The sequence below is a fragment of the Pseudarthrobacter siccitolerans genome (assembly GCF_030823375.1).
GTDB classification, from domain to species: domain Bacteria; phylum Actinomycetota; class Actinomycetes; order Actinomycetales; family Micrococcaceae; genus Arthrobacter; species Arthrobacter siccitolerans_A.
Genome location: NZ_JAUSXB010000001.1, coordinates 2,659,905 through 2,679,463, shown reverse-complemented (window position 1 = coordinate 2,679,463; position 19,559 = coordinate 2,659,905). Strand labels below are relative to the sequence as shown.

Annotated in this window: 15 protein-coding genes; 10 read left to right on the top strand and 5 right to left on the bottom strand. The window is 61.8% G+C overall.

Annotated elements, in window-relative coordinates; all coding sequences use genetic code 11:
- The first annotated feature begins 238 nt into the window (after positions 1-238).
- The 8 genes from rpmH to QFZ36_RS12435 all read left to right on the top strand — a co-directional run bounded on the left by rpmH (position 239) and on the right by QFZ36_RS12435 (position 5,992).
- Positions 239-376: a 50S ribosomal protein L34 gene (gene rpmH / locus QFZ36_RS12470; RefSeq protein ID WP_003800212.1), complete on the top strand. Its 138-nt coding sequence runs from the start codon at positions 239-241 to the stop codon at positions 374-376.
- Positions 377-416: 40 nt separating this feature from the next.
- Positions 417-824, top strand: a complete 408-nt coding sequence (gene rnpA, locus QFZ36_RS12465; protein ID WP_306636863.1) for a ribonuclease P protein component — start codon at positions 417-419, stop codon at positions 822-824.
- The gene (yidD, locus tag QFZ36_RS12460; protein ID WP_306636862.1) at positions 817-1,209 is read left to right on the top strand and encodes a membrane protein insertion efficiency factor YidD; all 393 of its coding nucleotides are present in this window, start codon (positions 817-819) and stop codon (positions 1,207-1,209) included. Before rnpA ends, yidD begins: the two co-directional genes overlap by 8 nt.
- Before the next feature lie 15 nt (positions 1,210-1,224).
- Positions 1,225-2,193, top strand: a complete 969-nt coding sequence (yidC, locus tag QFZ36_RS12455) for a membrane protein insertase YidC (RefSeq protein WP_306636860.1) — start codon at positions 1,225-1,227, stop codon at positions 2,191-2,193.
- A complete protein-coding gene (locus QFZ36_RS12450) occupies positions 2,193-2,759 on the top strand; it encodes a Jag family protein (RefSeq protein WP_306636857.1) in 567 nt (188 codons plus the stop codon). Before yidC ends, QFZ36_RS12450 begins: the two co-directional genes overlap by 1 nt.
- Before the next feature lie 21 nt (positions 2,760-2,780).
- On the top strand, positions 2,781-3,431 hold the full coding sequence (gene rsmG / locus QFZ36_RS12445) for a 16S rRNA (guanine(527)-N(7))-methyltransferase RsmG (protein ID WP_306636855.1): 651 nt from the start codon (positions 2,781-2,783) through the stop codon (positions 3,429-3,431).
- 89 nt (positions 3,432-3,520) lie between these two features.
- Positions 3,521-4,588 carry a ParA family protein gene (locus tag QFZ36_RS12440; protein ID WP_306636854.1) on the top strand — a complete coding sequence of 356 codons (1,068 nt, stop codon included), beginning with the start codon at positions 3,521-3,523 and terminating at the stop codon, positions 4,586-4,588.
- Positions 4,589-4,654: 66 nt separating this feature from the next.
- The gene (locus QFZ36_RS12435; RefSeq protein ID WP_306636852.1) at positions 4,655-5,992 is read left to right on the top strand and encodes a ParB/RepB/Spo0J family partition protein; all 1,338 of its coding nucleotides are present in this window, start codon (positions 4,655-4,657) and stop codon (positions 5,990-5,992) included.
- A gap of 4,724 nt (positions 5,993-10,716) precedes the next feature.
- Here the strand turns inward: QFZ36_RS12435 and trxA are convergent.
- The 5 genes from trxA to QFZ36_RS12410 all read right to left on the bottom strand — a co-directional run bounded on the left by trxA (position 10,717) and on the right by QFZ36_RS12410 (position 16,724).
- Positions 10,717-11,043: a thioredoxin gene (gene trxA / locus QFZ36_RS12430; protein WP_091419383.1), complete on the bottom strand. Its 327-nt coding sequence runs from the start codon at positions 11,041-11,043 to the stop codon at positions 10,717-10,719.
- Positions 11,044-11,080: 37 nt separating this feature from the next.
- Positions 11,081-12,037, bottom strand: a complete 957-nt coding sequence (trxB, locus tag QFZ36_RS12425) for a thioredoxin-disulfide reductase (RefSeq protein WP_306636850.1) — start codon at positions 12,035-12,037, stop codon at positions 11,081-11,083.
- 250 nt (positions 12,038-12,287) lie between these two features.
- Positions 12,288-13,859, bottom strand: a complete 1,572-nt coding sequence (locus QFZ36_RS12420) for an ABC transporter substrate-binding protein (protein WP_306636849.1) — start codon at positions 13,857-13,859, stop codon at positions 12,288-12,290.
- Between the two features lie 164 nt (positions 13,860-14,023).
- A complete protein-coding gene (murJ, locus tag QFZ36_RS12415; protein WP_306636847.1) occupies positions 14,024-16,162 on the bottom strand; it encodes a murein biosynthesis integral membrane protein MurJ in 2,139 nt (712 codons plus the stop codon).
- Positions 16,163-16,223: 61 nt separating this feature from the next.
- Positions 16,224-16,724, bottom strand: coding sequence for an NUDIX hydrolase (locus QFZ36_RS12410; RefSeq protein WP_050057127.1), 501 nt, complete (start codon positions 16,722-16,724; stop codon positions 16,224-16,226).
- 207 nt (positions 16,725-16,931) lie between these two features.
- On the opposite strand from QFZ36_RS12410, the gene QFZ36_RS12405 reads away from it, so the two are divergent.
- The gene (locus tag QFZ36_RS12405; protein WP_306636845.1) at positions 16,932-18,437 is read left to right on the top strand and encodes a CCA tRNA nucleotidyltransferase; all 1,506 of its coding nucleotides are present in this window, start codon (positions 16,932-16,934) and stop codon (positions 18,435-18,437) included.
- Positions 18,434-19,018 (top strand): histidine phosphatase family protein, encoded by a 585-nt coding sequence (locus tag QFZ36_RS12400; protein ID WP_306636844.1) that lies wholly within the window; start codon positions 18,434-18,436, stop codon positions 19,016-19,018. The genes QFZ36_RS12405 and QFZ36_RS12400 overlap by 4 nt, the downstream gene beginning before the upstream one ends.
- Positions 19,019-19,559: the final 541 nt, after the last annotated feature.

Sequence of the window (19,559 nt, the reverse complement as noted above, 5' to 3'; positions counted from 1 at the left end):
AGGGCAGGTTTGCCACAGCTGGGGATAGTGCCGGTGGCCTGCTCCGGTTTGACTAGGGGCCCTGAATTGCCCTAACGTTGTGAAGTCCTTTGTGTGCGCTTTTTGGCCCCATCTGAATCTCTCAGACGCAGTGCGTGTGAGCAGCCGGGGGAAGCGTGCATATACAAAACTTAGCGTCGGCCAGTTCTTCCCCATATTGATCGGGTGGGCGCACCTTTGATCCACTGGAGTAACTAACGTGAGCAAGCGGACTTTTCAGCCGAATAACCGCCGTCGAGCCAAGAAGCACGGCTTCCGCCTTCGTATGCGTACCCGTGCCGGCCGCGCCATCCTGGCAGCCCGTCGTGGCAAGGGCCGTACCGAGCTGTCGGCGTAAATAACTGACTTGTCGGTAGACGTTTCTTTGCGAGTTTAAGGTGCTGGCCACCCGCAACCGTTTGAGGACTGCAACCGATTTTTCAACAACTGTACGTTCCGGTGTCCGCAATGGACGCCGGAACGTAGTGTTATATGCGGCAGCTATTGCTGCTGACGAACCCAGCCGGATCGGGTTCATTGTTTCCAAGGGTGTCGGGAACGCTGTGGTCAGGAACCTCGTTAAGAGGAGACTGAGGGAAGCCGGTGCTGCCTCGCTGCGCGAGTACGGTACCGGGTTCGCCATAGTGGTCAGGGCGCTGCCTGCGTCCGCGTCCGCGAGCTGGGACCAGTTGCTGGCGGATTACAACGCTGCACTGGAGTCGACAATGACCCGGCTGGCCGGCCGCCCCCGGGCAGCCGCCAACGGTTCGGCCGGTACAACACAGAAGGGGACACCGCGTGCGTAACACCACCGCCGTCGTCGCCCATCTTCATCCTGTTGTGGCCGCAGTGGCGCTGTTCCTCTGGAACCTGCCGCGAAACATCCTCATTCTTCTGCTTAAGGCCTACCGCAAGGTGGTTTCTCCCTTGTACGGCCAGGTCTGCAGATTCTTTCCTTCATGCTCGGCCTATGCCCTTGAAGCGATTACCGTCCATGGTGCCGCCAAGGGAAGCTGGCTCGCGGTGCGCCGCCTTGGCCGCTGCCACCCATGGAATGCCGGCGGTGTGGACCACGTCCCCGCCGGGCACCGGGAATGGCCTGCCAGCCATACCCCCACAATTGTTGTGCTGAACAACCCGGACAAATACCTGGCTGCTCGGACTGATGGAGAAGGCCGCACGGCGGCCTGACGAATAGGGATAAGTATGGACTTCTTTGAAACAATCATGTTTCCGTTCAAGTGGCTTGTGTCCGTCATTATGGTGGGCTTCCATGAGGGCCTGAGCGCGATCGGCCTGCCGGAGGCATCGGGCTGGACGTGGACGTTGTCCATCATCGGCCTGGTGCTGGTGATCCGCGCTGCCCTGATTCCCGTATTCGTCAAGCAGATCAAGGCGCAGCGCGGCATGCAGCTGCTCCAGCCCGACCTGAAGAAGCTCCAGGACAAGTACAAGGGCAAAACCGACCAGCTGTCCCGCCAGGCCATGGCCCAGGAGCAGATGGCCATGTACAAGAAGCACGGGACCAACCCGTTCTCGGCCTGCTTGCCCATGCTGATCCAGATGCCCTTCTTCTTCGCCCTGTTCCAGGTGCTGTCCGGCATCAGTTCCGCCAAGACCCAAGGCAAAGGCATCGGTGCCATGAGCCAGGAGCAGGTGGTGCAGTTCGACGAGTCCAGCATTTTCGGGGCTCCGCTGTCTGCCGCACTGCTTCACGGCGGCGCCACCAACGTGGCCGTCGTTGTTCTGAGCATCCTGATGATCCTGGCCATGACGGCGTCGCAGTTCATCACGCAGAAACAGATCATGGCCAAGAACATGTCTGAAGAAGCCATGGCCAGCCCCTTCATGCGCCAGCAGAAGATGATGCTCTACATCCTGCCCCTCGTTTTCGGCGTGGGCGGCATTAACTTCCCCATTGGTGTCCTCATCTACTGGACCACCACCAACCTCTGGACCATGGGCCAGCAGTTCTTTGTCATCCGCCGCATGCCGACGCCGGGATCCCCCGCAGCGAAGGCCCTCGCCGAGCGCCGTGCCGCCAAGGGCCTTCCGGCCCTTTCGATCCTGACCGGTAAGAAGGACGAGGCTGCGGACGCCGCCGCCGCTGCTGCCGTGATAGAGGCAAAAGGTCAGCGCATTCAGCCACAACGCAAGAACAGGAAGAAGAAGTAATGTCAGCCGAGAGTACCGAACAGGCCCTTTCTGAAGAGATTATCGACGAGCAGGACGAGTCCGTGGACAACGACGTTTCCTCCCCCAAGGCTTCATCAGCGAGCCGTCTGGAGGAAGAAGGAGACGTCGCAGCCGATTACCTCGAGGAGCTGCTGGACATTGCGGACATCGATGGCGACATCGACATTGAGGTCCGGAACGGGCGCACCTACATCTCCATCGTCACCGAGGAGGAGTCGGACAGCCTGGACAGCCTGGTGGGCGAGGACGGCGAAGTCCTTGAAGCCCTGCAGGAGCTGACCCGCCTCGCGGTGCTGTCCGCTACGGAGAACCGTTCACGCCTGGTACTGGACATCAACGGCTACCGGCAGGAGCGTACCGGCCACCTGCAGAAGATCGCCGAAGATGCTGCAGCCGCTGTGAAGAAGACCGGCGAGGCAGTGGCCTTGGAACCGATGAGCGCCTACGAACGCAAGATCGTCCACGACGCCGTTGCGGACCTCGGCCTGGTGAGCGAGTCCGAGGGCGAAGGCGCCGGACGCCACATTGTTGTTTCCGCGAACTAGAGAATTGCTGATTCGCTGATCATGGTTGACATCACGCCGGCTGAGCTTTTGGCAGCTGAGAAGATTTTCGGTGACCGCCTGGACTTGGCCAAGCGTTACGTAGAGCACCTTGCCACCTCGGGAACTGAACGTGGCCTGATTGGCCCACGTGAGATTCCCCGGCTTTGGAGCCGGCATGTCCTCAACTGTGCCGTCATCGAAAGCGAGATCGCGCAGGGAAGCCATGTTGCCGACGTCGGAAGCGGCGCTGGACTGCCGGGTCTGTGCCTCGCCATCGCCCGCCCAGACCTGGAACTGACCCTGATCGAGCCGCTCGAACGCCGGGTGATCTGGCTGCAGGAGGTAGTGGACGATCTCGGCCTGGACAACGTCACAGTCATGCGCACCCGCGCTGAGCTGGCAGTGGGGCACATTGACGCCGATGTTGTGACCGCACGTGCTGTCTCGGCGCTGAGCAACCTTGCTGGCCTCACCATCCCCCTGCTTGCAGGCAAGGGTGAGGTAGTTGCCATCAAGGGGCGCAGCGCGGCCGAGGAAATCGACAAGGCCGCCAAAGTTATCCGGAAGCTGGGCGGTGTTGAGACATCCGTCGTAACGGTTGGCGACAACCTGCTCGAAGAGCCCACCACCGTAGTACGCATCGTTGTAAACAAGTCCCAAAAGAAGCCCTAGTGTAGGCTCGGCAGCCGCAGTCTGCCGGGGTAAGCAGTTAGGCTAGTCAACGGCAGCAAAAATAGCTGAACGAGAGTGAGTGTGCCCCAGTGACCAGTAGCGAAGCCTCCACACAACGGATACCCCCGTTTGTGTCTTTGGGGTCAGCACGTTCTTTCGCTGGGACTGTCTCGGGCGCCTCCGGTGTACTTGGAAATCAACCTGGTGCGGTAGCGAGCTCCTCTCCCTTATTCGTTTCACGTGAAACAACCTCGACGGGTAGGGGGAACATCATGGACGCTATTGATGACTCCAGTCCCATTGCACGGGAGCTGGCGCATGAGACCCGCCGGCGCGAACGGTTGGTGGGCCGCCAGCTGCCCCGTCCGGAGAAGACTCGCATCTTCACCGTTTCCAACCAAAAGGGTGGCGTCGGCAAGACCACCACCACCGTTAACATCGCCGCAGCTCTGGCTGCAGCCGGGCTCAATGTCCTGGTTATCGACATTGACCCCCAGGGCAACGCGTCAACAGCTCTGGGAATCGAACACCATGCTGATGTCGACAGCATCTATGACGTCCTGATTAACGACGTCCCCCTGGCTGACGTTGTGGCGCAGTGCCCGGACATCGGAAACCTGATTTGCGCGCCGGCCACCATCCACCTGGCAGGTGCCGAAATTGAATTGGTGTCCCTGGTGGCGCGCGAGCAGCGGCTCCGCCGCGCTATCGATGTTTACGCGAAGGTCCGTGAGAAAAACGGCGAACGGCGCCTGGACTACATCTTCATCGACTGCCCGCCAAGCCTTGGCCTTCTGACGGTCAACGCGTTCTGTGCAGCCAACGAAGTCCTCATCCCCATCCAATGCGAGTACTACGCCCTGGAAGGTTTGAGCCAGCTGCTCAAGAACATCGAGATGATCCAGAAGCACCTCAATGCCGACCTCGTGGTCTCCACCATCCTGCTCACCATGTACGACGGCCGCACCAATCTTGCCGCACAGGTTGCCGCCGAGGTCCGTCAGCATTTCCCGGAACAAGTCCTCTCTGCCGTGGTGCCGCGTTCGGTGCGCATCTCGGAAGCTCCGAGCTACCAGCAGACAGTAATGACTTACGACCCCTCATCCAGCGGCGCCCTGTCCTACCTGGAAGCCGCCGCCGAAATAGCAGAACGCTAAAATCTTCAAGAACTGCAACAACTGGAGCCCGGCTGGTCCTGGCTCTTCCACTGGAGGGATTTACCCATGAGCGAGAAGCGACGGGGCTTAGGCCGCGGTCTTGGCGCACTGATTCCGAGTTCCGCCGGTGCTAATGGGGCGGGCAACGGTACAGCCGTGGCGCGCCCGGTCGATCTCTTCTTCCCCGAGGGACGCAGGAAGCCTGATCCCTCGGACGCTGTTCTTGATTCAGCCGCAACGGAAGAGCCGGCGGCCGGCACAACTGCGAAGTCCTCGACAGCTGAGCGGGCGGACACAGCCACCAGGAAATCAGCTTCCACCACGGCAGGCAACGGCTCCGTCAACCCCTCCGCCACAAGGTCGTCGACGGCAAAGAGCACGTCGGTATCAGCAACGTCCAATTCCAACGGGTCGGCTACAAAGACCAACGCCAGCGCCAATGGTGCCGGCAAGCCGACGACCTCGGCCAAGAACTCTCCCGAGGCACCTGAGGCACCCAGTACCGAGCCCACTCCGGTTCCGGCAGCCCTCCCCGCTGAACCCAGCGATGCATCGATAACGGACAACGGCGTCGATCTCGTAGAGGTTCCAGGCGTCCGCTTCGCCGAGATCTCCGTGACGGACATCCACCCGAACCGCAAACAGCCCCGTTCTGTCTTCGATGAAGACGACATGGCGGAGCTTGTTCACTCTGTTCGCGAAATAGGTGTCCTGCAGCCAATTGTTGTCCGGAACTCAACCGAAGCCGGTGGGGAACCGTATGAGCTCGTTATGGGCGAACGCCGCTGGCGTGCAGTACAGGCCGCGGGGCTGGAAACTATTCCCGCAATCGTCAGGGACACCACCGATGATGATCTCCTGCGTGACGCACTGCTCGAAAACCTGCACCGAAGCCAGCTGAACCCGCTGGAAGAAGCCGCCGCCTATCAGCAGCTTCTTGAGGATTTCGGTACTACGCACGAGCAACTGGCTGACCGCATCGGCCGGTCGCGTCCGCAGGTGTCGAATACCCTGCGGCTGCTGAAGCTGCCTCCCCTGGTTCAGCGCAGGGTGGCTGCTGGCGTGCTCTCCGCAGGCCACGCCCGTGCCCTCCTGGGCCTGCCGGACGCCGCTGCAATGGAACGTCTTGCCCAGCGCATCGTGGCTGAAGGAATGTCCGTGCGTGCCACTGAAGAAGCAGTCGCGCTGTACCAGGATCCCGCGAAGCCCGCCAAGAACAACATCCCCCGTCCCGGTGCGCGCCACGAGCGTCTCGACTATTTGGCCTCTTCGCTCTCCGACCGCCTGGATACCAACGTCAAGATCTCGCTTGGTGTCCGTAAGGGGCGGGTCAGCATCGAATTTGCCAGCGTCGAGGATCTCAACCGAATCATGGACGTTCTCGCACCGGGCGCAGAGAACTAACCAGCGCGGTTGCCCCACAGTTCGTTGCTACACACTGAGTGTTAGACTTCAGCTGCGCTGCTGTCCCACGGGTCCTCCGTTTTCGTATGCATCGCTAGTTTCTTAGGCATCCGCTGGGCTGTTTCTAGTGGGCCCAGCAACCGTTTTAGCCGCCGCGTTGCGGGGAGATGATCCCGTGAGGTCGCTAATCCTGATGCCTATGGTGGGCCTGTCCTTGCCATACCCATTCTGGTCTAGGTCGGTGGACTAGCTCGCTGCTTGCGCCGGACTGGGTTTCGTCGGTGCTCATTGTGTTTCACGTGGAACATGGACCGCGGGGGTGGCTTGCTGCCGTCGTCCCCCTCATTCTTTTGTCGTCCTTGTTGGTGGACCTCTGGCGCGATTCGTTCGAGACTCACACCCAGCTCCGGTCGGGTACTCCTTTGTGATGTAGTAAACCTCGGAATTGCCTGCCTGAGGGCGAAACTGCTGCTGGGCGAACCCGAATTCGTCCTCTCCAACGCCTACACCGACCGGGGCACAGACGCGTGCCTCGGGGTGAGCATGGGGCGCTAAGGGGAACCCTCGGTCTTGTGCTGTGAGCATCAGTCGTGGCTTGAGACTGCGTTCCGACGGCGTCGCTATGTTTGCCAAGCGCGCTTCAAGAATTGCCGAATAGGCGATTTTTCGTCAGAAGCCGGGTAGGGTCACGCGCCCTAACTCGGGTATGTTCATGTATTCATCCTTTCTGGCCGACGGTGCGCAGCCTTCTGGTGGAGCCCGGACGCCGCCGCACGATTCGTTCCGAACGGCCTAGTGGCCCAACATAATATGAGCCACTTCCATTCGCGTTCCGGTTTCACGTGAAACGGTGCGACCCAGGTTGAGACGGATTGGGACATGGCTTGAACCAGGGTCATTCACAGGAGCCTTGGCGGTGGGGATGAGCGCGGCACCACATGGCGTTAGCGGTTGTTCCCTGCCAGGTAGACAGAGTGACCAGACAAAGGCCAGGTGCTGTCGTGTCCTTTTCAAGGGGCGTGTTCACATCGGCGTCCTAGCCCTGCTGTCGTGCGTGCTGAGACACCTTGGCTATTGCGACATGGGAGTAGGCGTAGGCGGTATGAGGCGGCCCCGCTGCCAGTGAGTCCGACCGACTGGATAGAATCTGGGGTCCGGCCGAATGGCTCTGCCCTTCCCCGCTATTCGTAGTACCTGAAGCCAGAAAGTGTCGATGTCCTGATGCCCGAAGAAGTCTGGCTTAGCAAACGCGTCCTCCGGTCTACTCGTGTTCCTTGGGTTTGTTTGTGTTTGCAACTGGCCGACCTCGATTGATCGGCCAGGCCCAAATCCTCTCTTGCCTTTATGAATTGGCCATACCCTGCCTACGGCAGGGCTCCCCCGCGAAGTCGCGGCGTTCAGCTGTCACCAGTTCGATGTCGTCTTGAGATGGGAAGAAGCGCACCTGCAATGGGGCAACTCAGCGCAGTCGCTGGTGCCGACTGAATCCCTCAAGCCCTTCTATTTGAGGCCCACGTTTAGGAACGCGGAGCGGCGCAGGCGCAGCTCGATGCGCCAGTTGTTTCACGTGAAACGTATTGGGTTTGCGCCCGTTCGCCTTCGGCAGGATTTGGAGTTCTGTCACCCCCCTCTTTGGCGGAATGAGTGATAGGCGGGTTCCAGTGAGGCAATGAGTTACCAAGCCCCTGAAAGCATCAGATGTGGCTCGAACTGATGGGCCTCTAGGGACTAGCGAATGCTGGTCGAACTACTGGATATTTGCACGCCCCGCGCGTTGCCTTTTGCCCGGTGACAATTCAACATGCCGTCCCCCGCCCAGCAGATCCTGACAGGACCTCGACAGCCGTACGTTCGTCGCTGCTTGCGGGCGAGCGAAGGAATCGCACTGCGTTGTCTAACCTTTGAGACGGTGCGGGCAGGAGAGCCAGGGAGGAAGGAATTGCAATTCATACTGTGATCGCGCCAAAAAGTCCGGCACTCCTCACGCGGCTCGCCTCAGCGTCGCATCGGTTGAGTGTCCGGGATCAGGAGATGCACATCTCTGCGTCCAACGCCAGCCTCGCGCCGAGGGGATGACGCTGCTTGGACTGATCAGCGGGCAGCTCAAAAGCGGTGTGATTAATAGGTAAGTGGACGGTGGATAAGGCTGTGGATAACCGCGTGGATAATCGCGGCCTTCCCTGTGGATGTGAGGGCTATCTCAGGTCAGCATCCGGTCGGCAGCTGCAGCGGCTGTCCGGAGTCGGAGGGGCGGTCGCGTCTCATGTTTCACGTGGAACGGCCCGGCCGTCAGTGACATCGCACCGTGCTGCCTATATTGGCGCTGCTTCCTCGCGTCAGCGGCCGTTTCTGGTTTATTTATGGGCAATACAGGATGCCCGCAGGGTTCGGTTCGGCCTGATACGTGGTCCCCCTTAGGCAACTGCCTGCCTCCTCTGGAGGGCCAGCCCTTATCGTAGTCACCGCAGCTGTTAGAAATGGGCTCGCCCTGGGTGCAGGCGCTGTGGATAACCGTGTGGATAATGGGGACCGAGTGCTGTGGATAAAGTGGGGATAACCTAGTTCAACTGACGCGCGCGGGCACTTGAACTGGGACTACTCCCGGCGGCTCCGGCTCGTTCCTGTGCCCGGCTCCTAGGCTTGGCCCTTGGGCCCGTGGTCCGCTGCTCCCCTAGGCACGGGACGTTGCCGTCAGGTGTTCGTGTGCGGGCAAGCCGGGTTACAGGTCACCCGGCTCCACACAAAGGGATCGTCGAAACTACAGCCGGCACCACTCAGCAACGGTCGGAAGCGACTTGACCGTGGGTTGCACTTAGACAACGTGTCACTCAAACAGACACCTTATCCCTGGACGGTGCGCCAGCGGGACGCTGCTATTGCGCCGATAGCGGTCCGCTCCCTGTGCCCATCTCACTAGCGGGACGGGCACAGCACGCTATGGCCAGACGCGGCTTGCATTCTACTGGCGCTCGACCTTGGAAGGGTGGGCTCTCTGCAGCTCCATGCATCGAGCGCAGACTACAGCGCCAAAACACCCGTTTCATCCGGTCCCATCCATGGCACTGTTCGAAGGTAGCTGGGCGGCCTGCGCCAATGACTAGTCTTGGCTGATGCCGTTCACCGTCTGGAGCGCTCTGCACGTGAGGAAGGATGAACGCCCGTAGCCTGACGACGCTATTGTTTTTTCGTTTGTTTTCCGCCCTTGGGGCTGGGCTCGATGGTAAGGAGGCTTAGCTTCGGGCTGCGCTCGGGCCCGTTGGTTCCCCTGCTGTAGTCGGAGCGACGGATGTGGCGATCCGATGACGCGGGCGTGTGCCTTCGCCAAGTGAATAGTTGCGATAGGCAGCTGACTGACGATAAGAGGGATGGTCGGTCCTGTTTCACGTGAAACAGGAACCTGATCAGGACGGCACTGCCCGTTAGCCGGCCGGTAGGAGGCCCGGAGTTGGATGACTTTCCCTCCTCATGGTGACCGTCAGCAGTGGCCGACACCCGGGCTCGACCTCCTCTTGACCTCGATGCGTGCTGTGACCGCTCTTTACTACTCCGACGCTGATGAGCTGCCCGGACGTCTGTCCTGTTCGGACCTTCCCTCTTTGTCGGTGAACGCTGACAGTGCCTCCCCTGGCCCTGATGGTCCCTCCTGGTGAGCAGACACCGCAGCCAGTGGAACTATCGGCCTGTCCGCTTCTAAACGTCCCATTCTCGGAAAGTCTTATGGCGCCTTGGTCGGAAGGAGCCCTGAGACCTGTAGTCCAACATGCGTCGACGACTATGGATGGGGGGCCCGTCATATGCCAGCGGCAGTCGCGGTTGGCTCCGTTGTCAGTTGGTGCGGGCTGACTGTAGAAATGATGAGTTCTCGCCGGATTACCTCCCGGGCAATATCCACCGACCTTCTCAGAGGGGCAGATCTCCGTGCCTGGGGTGTGGATACATCCGTAGCGGGCGAACCCACAAGGCTGTGCCTCGGTAATGGGAGGCAACGGATCTCTTCATCCTCGCGGCCCAACAACTGCATTCGTGCAGGCAGCCGCCCTTCTGTTTCACGTGAAACAAGTCGTAGCTAAGCAGATGTCATCCAGGTAATAGGGCCTCCGCCATTTCGTGCTCTACTGCCGATCGAACTTTAGCGATCACTAAACCGGGTTATCCATCCGCTTCAGCCGCATATGGATGAGTACGGCCCTTTTGGCGAGGACCTACGCAATGCGATGCCGACTCCCGCATTGCAAATAGCGGAACTTTCACGCATGATGCTATGGCGGTGCGGGCGGACCCCCGCGAAAGCCGGCTTTGTCCCGCAGACTCTGGCTCCCGGGTACCCGACCCCCGAGAGGACGAAATGACGTCGGGCATCGAATTTCGCCGTTTCTGGCGCGACCAGTGAGCGAACGTTAGGACCTCGATCTGGCGCACCGTCTTTGTCGAACGCCGCAGGCGGGCGACCTAGGAGAACTGGAAATAGCCATCCCCGACACAGAAAGACTCCGAGCCTTGAAAGAGCCACCTTCTGATGTGCAGATGCCCCATTTTGCCCGCGCCGTTTGGCCAGGAACATCGCTAAGCAGCACACAACATCCTTCTCGTCAGCACGATAGGGAGTCCTGCCCTGTTTCACGTGAAACGCTACCTTCACCATCGAGGGCAAACAAAAAGGGGCCACCGCTCGTAGAGCGGTGGCCACCTCTTATGGTTGCTCGACCTCCAACAACATCCGCCCGCTAGGACAGGACGTCAGCAAATTCCTTCTCGAAAAACTGCTTCGGCTTCGCGCCAATAACGGTGCTCTTCACTTCGCCACCTTGGAACAGGTAAACCGCGGGAATAGAGGTGATGCCGTACTCAGCTGCAATGGCAGGGTTGTCGTCAACATTCAGTTTTACGACATCAACCTTCTCGCTGTACTCAACTGAGATCTCGTCGAGGATAGGACCGAGCTTGCGGCAGGGACCGCACCATTCTGCCCAGAAATCAACGATAACCGGCTTGTCAGAGGACAGTACGTCCGTGCCGAAACTTGCGTCTGTTACATCTTTTGCGTTGCTCATAACCTTGTCTCTCTCTTCGATGTCGCTAAAGGGGGGCTTATAGGTGCAGGTCTGCGAGGTAGTGCTCCACGTCGATGGCTGCTACACAGCCCGAACCCGACGCAGTGATGGCCTGGCGATAGGTCGGATCCACGACGTCGCCGGCGGCAAAGACACCTGGCAGGCTCGTCCTGGAACTCCTCCCCTGGACGGCGATGGTGCCCTCGGGCGTCAGCTCAAGGATGTCCTTGACCAGGTCGGTGCGCGGATCGTTACCGATGGCCACGAAAACTCCCGTGACCGCGAGATCGGAAACTGAACCGTCAACAAGGTTCTTCAACTTCAAGCCGCTGACCTTGTCTGCACCGACCACGTCATCAACCGTGCTGTTCCAGATGAAGCTGATCTTCTCGTGCGCCAGCGCCCGATCGGCCATGATCTTGGATGCCTTCAGGGAATCACGGCGGTGAACAACCGTTACGGATTTCGCGAACTTGGTCAGGAACAGCGCCTCTTCCATGGCGGAGTCTCCCCCACCAATAACTGCAATGTCCTGGTCCTTGAAAAAGAAACCATCGCAGGTTGCACACCAGCTGACGCCGTGTCCTGAAAGCCGCTTCTCATTGGGTAGGCCAAGCTCGCGGTACGCAGAACCGGTGGAGAGAATCACGGCCTTCGCCTGGAAAGTCTCACCCGTGGCGATGGTGACCTTCTTGACCGGTCCTTCGAGCTGAAGGGACGTGACGTCTTCGAACTGGATCTCCGTGCCGAAGCGTGCTGCCTGCTTCTCGAAGTTCTCCATGAGGTCCGGTCCCATGATGCCTTCCGGAAATCCCGGGAAGTTCTCCACATCGGTGGTGTTCATCAGTTCACCGCCGGCTGTGACGGAACCTGCCAGCATCAGGGGCTTCAGGTTGGCGCGGGCAGTGTAGACAGCTGCCGTGTAACCAGCCGGGCCTGAGCCGACGATGATGACATCACGTACGTCCGACGCGGTGTTCTCTGCGATGGTCACTGGACGGTGAACCTCTTCCTTATTAGACGCGCCCGCCTTGGAGGCCGGCCACATGGCACAACTGATACTGCTGGCTGAATATTCCGGCGCCCACCAGAGCGGAAAACCGGCAGGCAGCACTAGGCCACCTCCGTTAGGCGCTCTTTCCAGACTACCGTCCCGGGGCAAAGGCAAGTGCCGCCGACCAGTCAGCCTGGTCGGCGGCACTTCACCGGATGGGCCTCAAGACACACCACCGGTGCATCTGAAGCTACTGGACCTTGATTTCTGCCAGCCGGAGTCCGTAACCATAACGGGTCTTGGGAGCGGCCAGCCGCGGAAGCGCGTTGATCGAAACGATCACGTACTGCGCCCGCACGGGCTCTGCCAGCGGGATGTTCAGGTCCGTGGACGTGAAGCTGTTTGTTCCCACTGCCTTGGCCCCGTCCATGGAGGGCCGATCGTTGGTGTAGACCGTGATGTTTCCACCGGAGCCGCCCAGCTGTGACAGCGTGATCGACGAGACGGTGGCGGGAGTCTTCAGCTTCACCACCAGCGGCACACCCTGGGGCGCGAGTCCGCCCCAGTTTTCGCTAGCAAATTCCATGTCCGACCAGTAGCTGGCAGCGTTGCCGTCGTAGGCCTTCACCAGGTCACCGTCGAATGTGGCGGCAAAGTCGAAGTCACCCTGGCGGCTGACCCCCTCAATGGCGGGCGGGACAGCGGGCGGCGCGGAAGGAGTCGCCTGGGTCGCTGCAGGGGACCCTTCGGGGGCGCTGCTGTTCGGGGCGGCAGCAGTCGGGTTGGCCTGGGGCTGGGAAGAGAACAGGCTGCCAAGATTGGTCACAGCGAATACGAGGCCGGCAATCAGGACCACTGCCAGGAGACCGCCCACCAGCCAGCGCATGGAGCGTGGTTCACGTTCCGGGGCATCCTGGTCGTCGTCATCGTAGCCGTCCTGGCCGCCGTAGGAGGCACCCGATACGCCGCCTGAAGCAGCGCCGGCGGCTGCTGGCCGAGCAAAGACGGAAGATTTTTTCTTGGCGGGCCGTGGTTCTTCTTCCACCGGAACATCTTCATACCGGCCCTGGTCACCGGAATTGGCATAGTCGTCCTCGGACCACAGGGAGACCTTCGGCTTCCCGGACGCAGGCGCCGCCTCCTGGCTCTTCGGGCTGGAGTCGAAACTGGCAGTCGCCGGCTCTTCAGACTGCGGCGACGGGTTACCGGGGCGCTCCGACCCACTCAAAGCGGCGGCACCGGCGGCGCCACCCAGAGCGGAGGCACCAGAGGGCTTGCGTCCGGCCGCGGGCGTCGCCGCGGGCGTCGCCGCGGGGCGTGCCGGCGGCCTGGGCGGCACAACGGGCGCGCTGCGGTAAGGATTAACCTGGCTGGGATGCGTGTCGGAGTAACTGATGTAGCCGGCGTCGACGTTCTCATCTTCGTCGTCGTAAGGTTCGGGTTCATGGGACCGGGCCTGGCCAAAAATTTCGCTGCCCAGGGTGTCCGTGAAGAACGGCTCCACATACGGAGGGTTCGAGGCCACGACGAGATCCAGCAGGTCCGCGGCGGACGTGTGGTTGGTGATGAGATACGTTGCCGCTGCGGTGACGCCAAGGTCCAGTACCTGGACGTTGCCGGGGCGCTCCCCGGTGGCAACCTCGCGGGCGCTCTGGGCAACCTGCTCTGTGTTATTGGGTCCGGCAACAAGGATGCTGACCGGCCGGTTGAGTACCTGGTCCACACCATCCAGCACCAGATCGTGGTCGTGCGAGGCCAATACGGTGGCTGTGACCTTGTAGCGGCCGCCCAGTACTGATCCGACATCGATCGGGTTGGACACGTGTTCCTCCTAGACTGTCCGGTATTGCCGGCTTGGATGACGCAACCACCGTTCAGGGGCCGGCGCGAGGCGACCCTTGAATGCAACTACCCCTGTTCCCTTTCGATCCTAGCCGATTGAGCCCGGCGCACCGTGGACGAAGGCAGCGGCAGAGCGCCGCAGCATCACTTTTTTCGTGGCCGCCGCGGCTTGAAATACGGGTTCTCCCCGGCCTTCCCCTGGAAGGTCCGCCGGCCGGGCAGCGGCACCTGCTCACGCAGTACGCCGCCCCTCGCGGTACTGGGCTGGTCCTCGGCGGGGAGGTACCCGCCGTCGGACTGGCCGGTGCCGCCATCGGAACGCCGCTGCGGGGACTCCTGCGGGGCAGGACCTGCACGGAAGGAGACGGCATCGAACTCCCCGGAAATCCGGGGAATGAGGCCTGTATCCACAGAGGTGGTGGCGCGTTCCGGCGCAGGTGGCCGGTCGTCGCCGGAGGGCCCACCGGGTGAAGAGTCCGACGGCGGCGCCCCACCTTCCGTGGAAGGCGCGGCGGGTCCCCCGCGCCCCAACCGTCCCATCAGGGGCCGGAGGAGGTCCCGCAGTTCAGACACCCGGAACAACTTGAGCAGGAAGAAGTAGACCACCAGCATGACGGGGCCCACCACGACAACCGTGATCAGCGCCGTCAGCCGGTTTTGCCAGGCGAAACCGTCCGGACTGTAGCTGCCCATGAGCCAGAGTGCGCCCGCGCCCGCGATGGCGGAACCGAGCGCTGCGTAGCCCATGCGGATGTAGGAGTTGGCGATCCGCGGCCCGTCCAGGTGGCCCAGGAGCCGGCGCAGGAAGAACGCGCTGATGACCACCGACAGGATGTTGCCCACCATATAGAGGACAGCGATGGCGTAAATGATTTGGTTGACGGGCAGGAACTGGATGGCAAATGCCCCGGCCACGTATACAACGGCCAGCAGCAGTTGGACATAGAACGGGGTGCGCGCATCCTCATTGGCATAGAACACCCGCGACATCATGAAGTTGGCGCTCATGAACGGGGTGCTGAGCGCGAGGATGGTCAAGGTCTGTGCCAGCATCACCCCGTCCTGGCGCAGGCCTCCGGAGAAAAACATACCCAGTGGACCTGCGAGGGCGAACAGTGCCAGGGCTCCGAACACTGTGGCGACGGCCATGGTGCGCAAGCCGTGCGACAGGGCATCGCGCAGTTCGGCCCGGTTGCCGTCCTGGGACGCGCGGGTCATCCGGTTGAACAGGACGGTGGCCAGGGACAGGGCAATGATGGAGTGCGGCAGCAGGTACAGCTGGCTGGCCACCTCCAGCACCGCGTTGCCCGGCAGCATCTCCGCAGCGGGATCGCCCGCCTGCTTCAGGCGGATACGTTCCGCACCGGGGATCGTCGCGATGCGCATGACGTACAGGAAGGCGAGCTGCCCGACGGCGGCCGTCAGCAGGGTCCAGACGCTCAGCTTGGCTGCCTGGCCCAGTCCCACGCCGCGCCAGCCGAACCGCGGCCGGAGCCCCAGCTTCAGCCGGATCACCGGGATCATCAGGATGGCGGTCTGCGACACCACCCCGATGGTGGAGAAGCCGGCCACGAACAGGGTCTGGGTGGCACCCCAGTTGTCCAGGGTATGGGGACTGATCTCGTTGGTGCTGAAAATCCAGATGAACATGCCGAGCCCGGCGATGGCCACCACGTTATTAAGGATGGGCGCCCACATGGCAGGCCCGAACGCGCCATTGGCGTTGAGGACCTGGGTGAGGAGGGCGTAGAGGCCGTAGAAGAAGATCTGGGGCAGGCACCAGAAGGCAAAAGCCACTGCCAGCGCTTTCTGCTGTGGCGAGTACCCCTGGGTGGTGAGTTCGATGACCCACGGCGCTGCCAGGGTCACCAGGGCGGTCAGCCCCAGCAGGAGCAGGACAGCCAGCGTCAGCAGCCGGCTGATGTAATCCGCTCCCCTGTCCGGAGCCTTGCTGGCCTTGATGATCTGCGGCACCAGGACGGCATTGAATACGCCGCCGGCCACCAGCAGGAAGATCAGGTTGGGCAGGTTGTTGGCGTTGATGAATGTGTCGTTGACCGTGGACCCGAGGCCCAGGGCCGTGCCCAGCATCCAGGTCTTGCCGAAGCCCAGGAAGCGCGAAACCAGCGTTCCCGCGGCCATGATGGCGCTGGAGCGGGTTTCACTCGCACCTGCTGGGGTTGGCTGGGCAACGTCCGGGGCGGCCGGTTCCGGTGGGACGCCGTCGGGCGCCGCGTCGTCGGGCCGGCTGGACCTGTCGGAAGGAAAGTTGGAAGCTGACATCGAGTTCATCGTCTCACCCGCAGCAGCCTATTACCGCACGGCAGGGGCCGGCGGTGCGGTACTAAAGGTGTTCGGGCAGGACTTCCCGGGCCAGGTCGGCGATGCGCCGTTCATTGGGGAAGGACAGCTTGCGGGCGAGTTCCTGGATGGGAACCCAGGCAACGTCCACCGCTTCCTGGTCCGGATCGTTCTCGATGGTGAGCTCGCCGCCCGTGGCCCGGAGGAGGTAGTGATGAACCGTTTTGTGGACGCGGTGGCCGCTGACGGTAAACCAGTAGTCGATGCTTCCCAGCGGCGCGAGGATGTCCCCTTCGATGCCGGTTTCCTCGGCAATCTCACGGACCGCGGCCTGCTCGTTGTTTTCCTTGCCCTCCGGATGCCCCTTGGGCAGGCACCATTCCAAACGTCCGCCGCGATTAAGGCGGGCGATGATCGCGACCCTCAGTTCGGCGTCGGACGTGTCCACCACGACGCCGCCGGCGGAGACTTCCTCAACCGTGGGCAGCGAAGCCGGCGCCGAATGCTGGGCAGGCGCAACGTGCGCACCGATTGCCGACGGCAACGGTGCGTTCGTCCTCCTGCCGGGAGCGCTCGGTACTGGATGGGCCATGGAGTCCACTCTAACGACTGTTGCCCGTTCGTGATGACCGGAACATGACACCAACATGGACGGCATATGACGCACTTTGCCGGGAGCGGACCCAATCAGCACGATCTTGACAGTATTTTGGCCTGCGGTGCCGCTGGTTTCTGACAAGCTTAAGTAACTATGGCGCACGCACATCACAAGACTGAATCCCACACCGTCGATTTCCAGGTGGACCCGGTGGTCCTGGAGCTCGGCCAGCGCTTTGTGGACGCCGGCCATGAACTGTCGCTGGTGGGCGGTCCGGTGCGTGACCTTTTCCTGGGCCGGACGTCCCCCGATCTGGACTTCACCACGGACGCCACGCCGGACCAGACGGTGGCCCTTATTAAGAGGTGGGCGGACAACTACTGGGAGATCGGGCGGGCGTTCGGCACCATCGGTATGCGCAAGGCCGGCTTCCAGATCGAGATCACCACTTATCGGGCCGAGGCGTACGATCCTGAATCCCGGAAACCTGTGGTGGCCTTCGGTTCCTCCTTGACTGACGACCTGCTCCGGCGGGACTTCACCATCAACGCTATGGCCCTCAAACTGCCGGCCCTGGAACTGGTGGACCCGTTCGGCGGCGTAAAGCACCTGCACGCCTCCGTCCTGGCCACACCCGGCGCCCCCGAGGCGTCTTTCTCCGACGATCCCCTGCGGATGATGCGGGCGGCCCGGTTCGCGGCGCAGCTGGGCGTCTCCGTCCACGACGACGTGCGGCAGGCCATGACGCAGATGGCCGAGCGGATCACCATCATCTCCGCCGAGCGGGTGCGGGACGAACTGGTCAAGCTCATCTGTGGGGCCCGCCCCCGGGTGGGCATCGACCTGCTGGTGGAAACCGGGCTGGCGGAATTCGTGCTGCCGGAAGTCTCCGCCCTGCGGCTTGAAGCGGATGAACACCACCGCCATAAGGACGTTTACCAGCACTCGCTCCAGGTGCTGGAGCAGGCGGCGGAGCTCGAAACGGACGCCGAGGGGCCTGTGCCGGGGCCGGACTTTGTGCTGCGTTTCGCAGCATTGATGCACGACGTCGGCAAGCCGGCTACGCGGCGCTTCGAACCGGGCGGCGCGGTGAGCTTCCGCCATCACGACATGGTGGGCGCCAAGCTCACCACCAAGAGGATGAAGAAGCTGCGGTTCGACAATGACAGCATCAAGGCGGTGGCCCGCCTGGTGGAACTCCATATGCGCTTCTACGGCTACGGGGAGGCAGGCTGGAGCGATTCGGCGGTCCGCCGCTATGTCACCGACGCCGGGCCGCTGCTGGAACGGCTGCACCGGCTGACCCGCTCCGACGTCACCACGCGCAACCAGCGGAAGGCCGAACGGCTTGCCTTCGCCTACGACGACCTCGAAGACCGGATCGCAGCCCTTCGCGAACAGGAGTCGCTGGATGCAGTCCGCCCCGACCTGGATGGTGCCCGCATCATGGCCCTGCTGGGCCTCAAACCGGGTCCGGTGGTGGGCCGGGCCTACAAGTTCCTGCTCAACGAGCGGATGGAACACGGACCGCTGCCTGTCGAGGAAGCTGAGGCCAGGCTCCTTCGCTGGTGGGCCGAACAGCCTGAATCGGCACCTGCCGGAGCCGGGGCTGGAAGCTCTCCTGACGCCGTCGACCCTTCCCCTAAGGAGTCCAAGTGACCAATCCTGCCCTTGCCCCCCGCCCCCAGCTCTGGATCCTGCGCCACGGCGAGACCGAGTGGTCCAAGAGCGGGCAGTACACCGGGCTCACCGACCTGCCCCTCACGGTGGAAGGTGAACAGCAGGCGGTGGAGGCCCGGAAGGTGCTGGATCCCGTCGACTTCGATCTGGTGCTGACATCGCCTTTGCGGCGGGCCCGGCGTACTGCCGAACTCGCAGGCTTCCCTGACGCCCAGCACGAGCCGCTTGCTGTCGAATGGAATTACGGTGACTACGAAGGGATCAGCTCGGACCTGATCCGCAAGGACAACCCGGATTACCTGATCTGGACGCATGGCGTGCCGAACGGTGAGACGCTCGATGAGGTGGCGGCGAGGGCGGACAAAATCATCGGCCGCGTGCTCGAATCGGGAATGGATAACGTGCTTGTTGTGGCCCACGGGCACTTCTCCCGGATCCTCACGGCGCGCTGGCTTGAACTTCCGCCCGCCGAAGGCAGGCACTTTATTCTCGGCACCGCGAAAGTGTGCACCCTGGGCTGGGACAAGAGGACTCCGGCAATTGTCCGTTGGGGCCTTTAAGCAGCATTTCCAAATCTTTTGGAAAGTACCGCGAATTAGGTAGCCAGCCAGCATATTCGTGGTGTAGCTTTATTCCTGACCCCAGAGCCTTTTGCCGGGGTCACGGCGCAGTTGCCTCAGCATTGAGCAACGGCAGAGCAGAAAAGGAGGTTGGGAAAATGATTACTTTGACTAGCGGATGGAAGATGACCATCACCGCACCCCAGGCCTCTGATGCTTTCGCGCGCCCGTTTAGAGGTAATTCCGGCTCCTAGCCTTCGCCTTTCCTGCCGGCACTGAAACCGGCGGCGCGGCGGCAGTTGTGTGCACAGGTGTCAGTACCCTTGCGTCCACTGCGTTCATCGCGGGATAAGTCTCTTTAGCCCTGGCTAATTACTTTCGCGGCTTTCGGCCTTGGGCTTTTAGTGATAATTCCCTGCGCATAAACCATTCTGCCTATTACCGTGCATTCCTATGCCCAAATCCGCATCCAAGTGCGGTGCGAAGCGGGCTCAATTGTCGCGCCCATTCTGCGGGCCCAGCAATTCGAAAGGAGGTGACC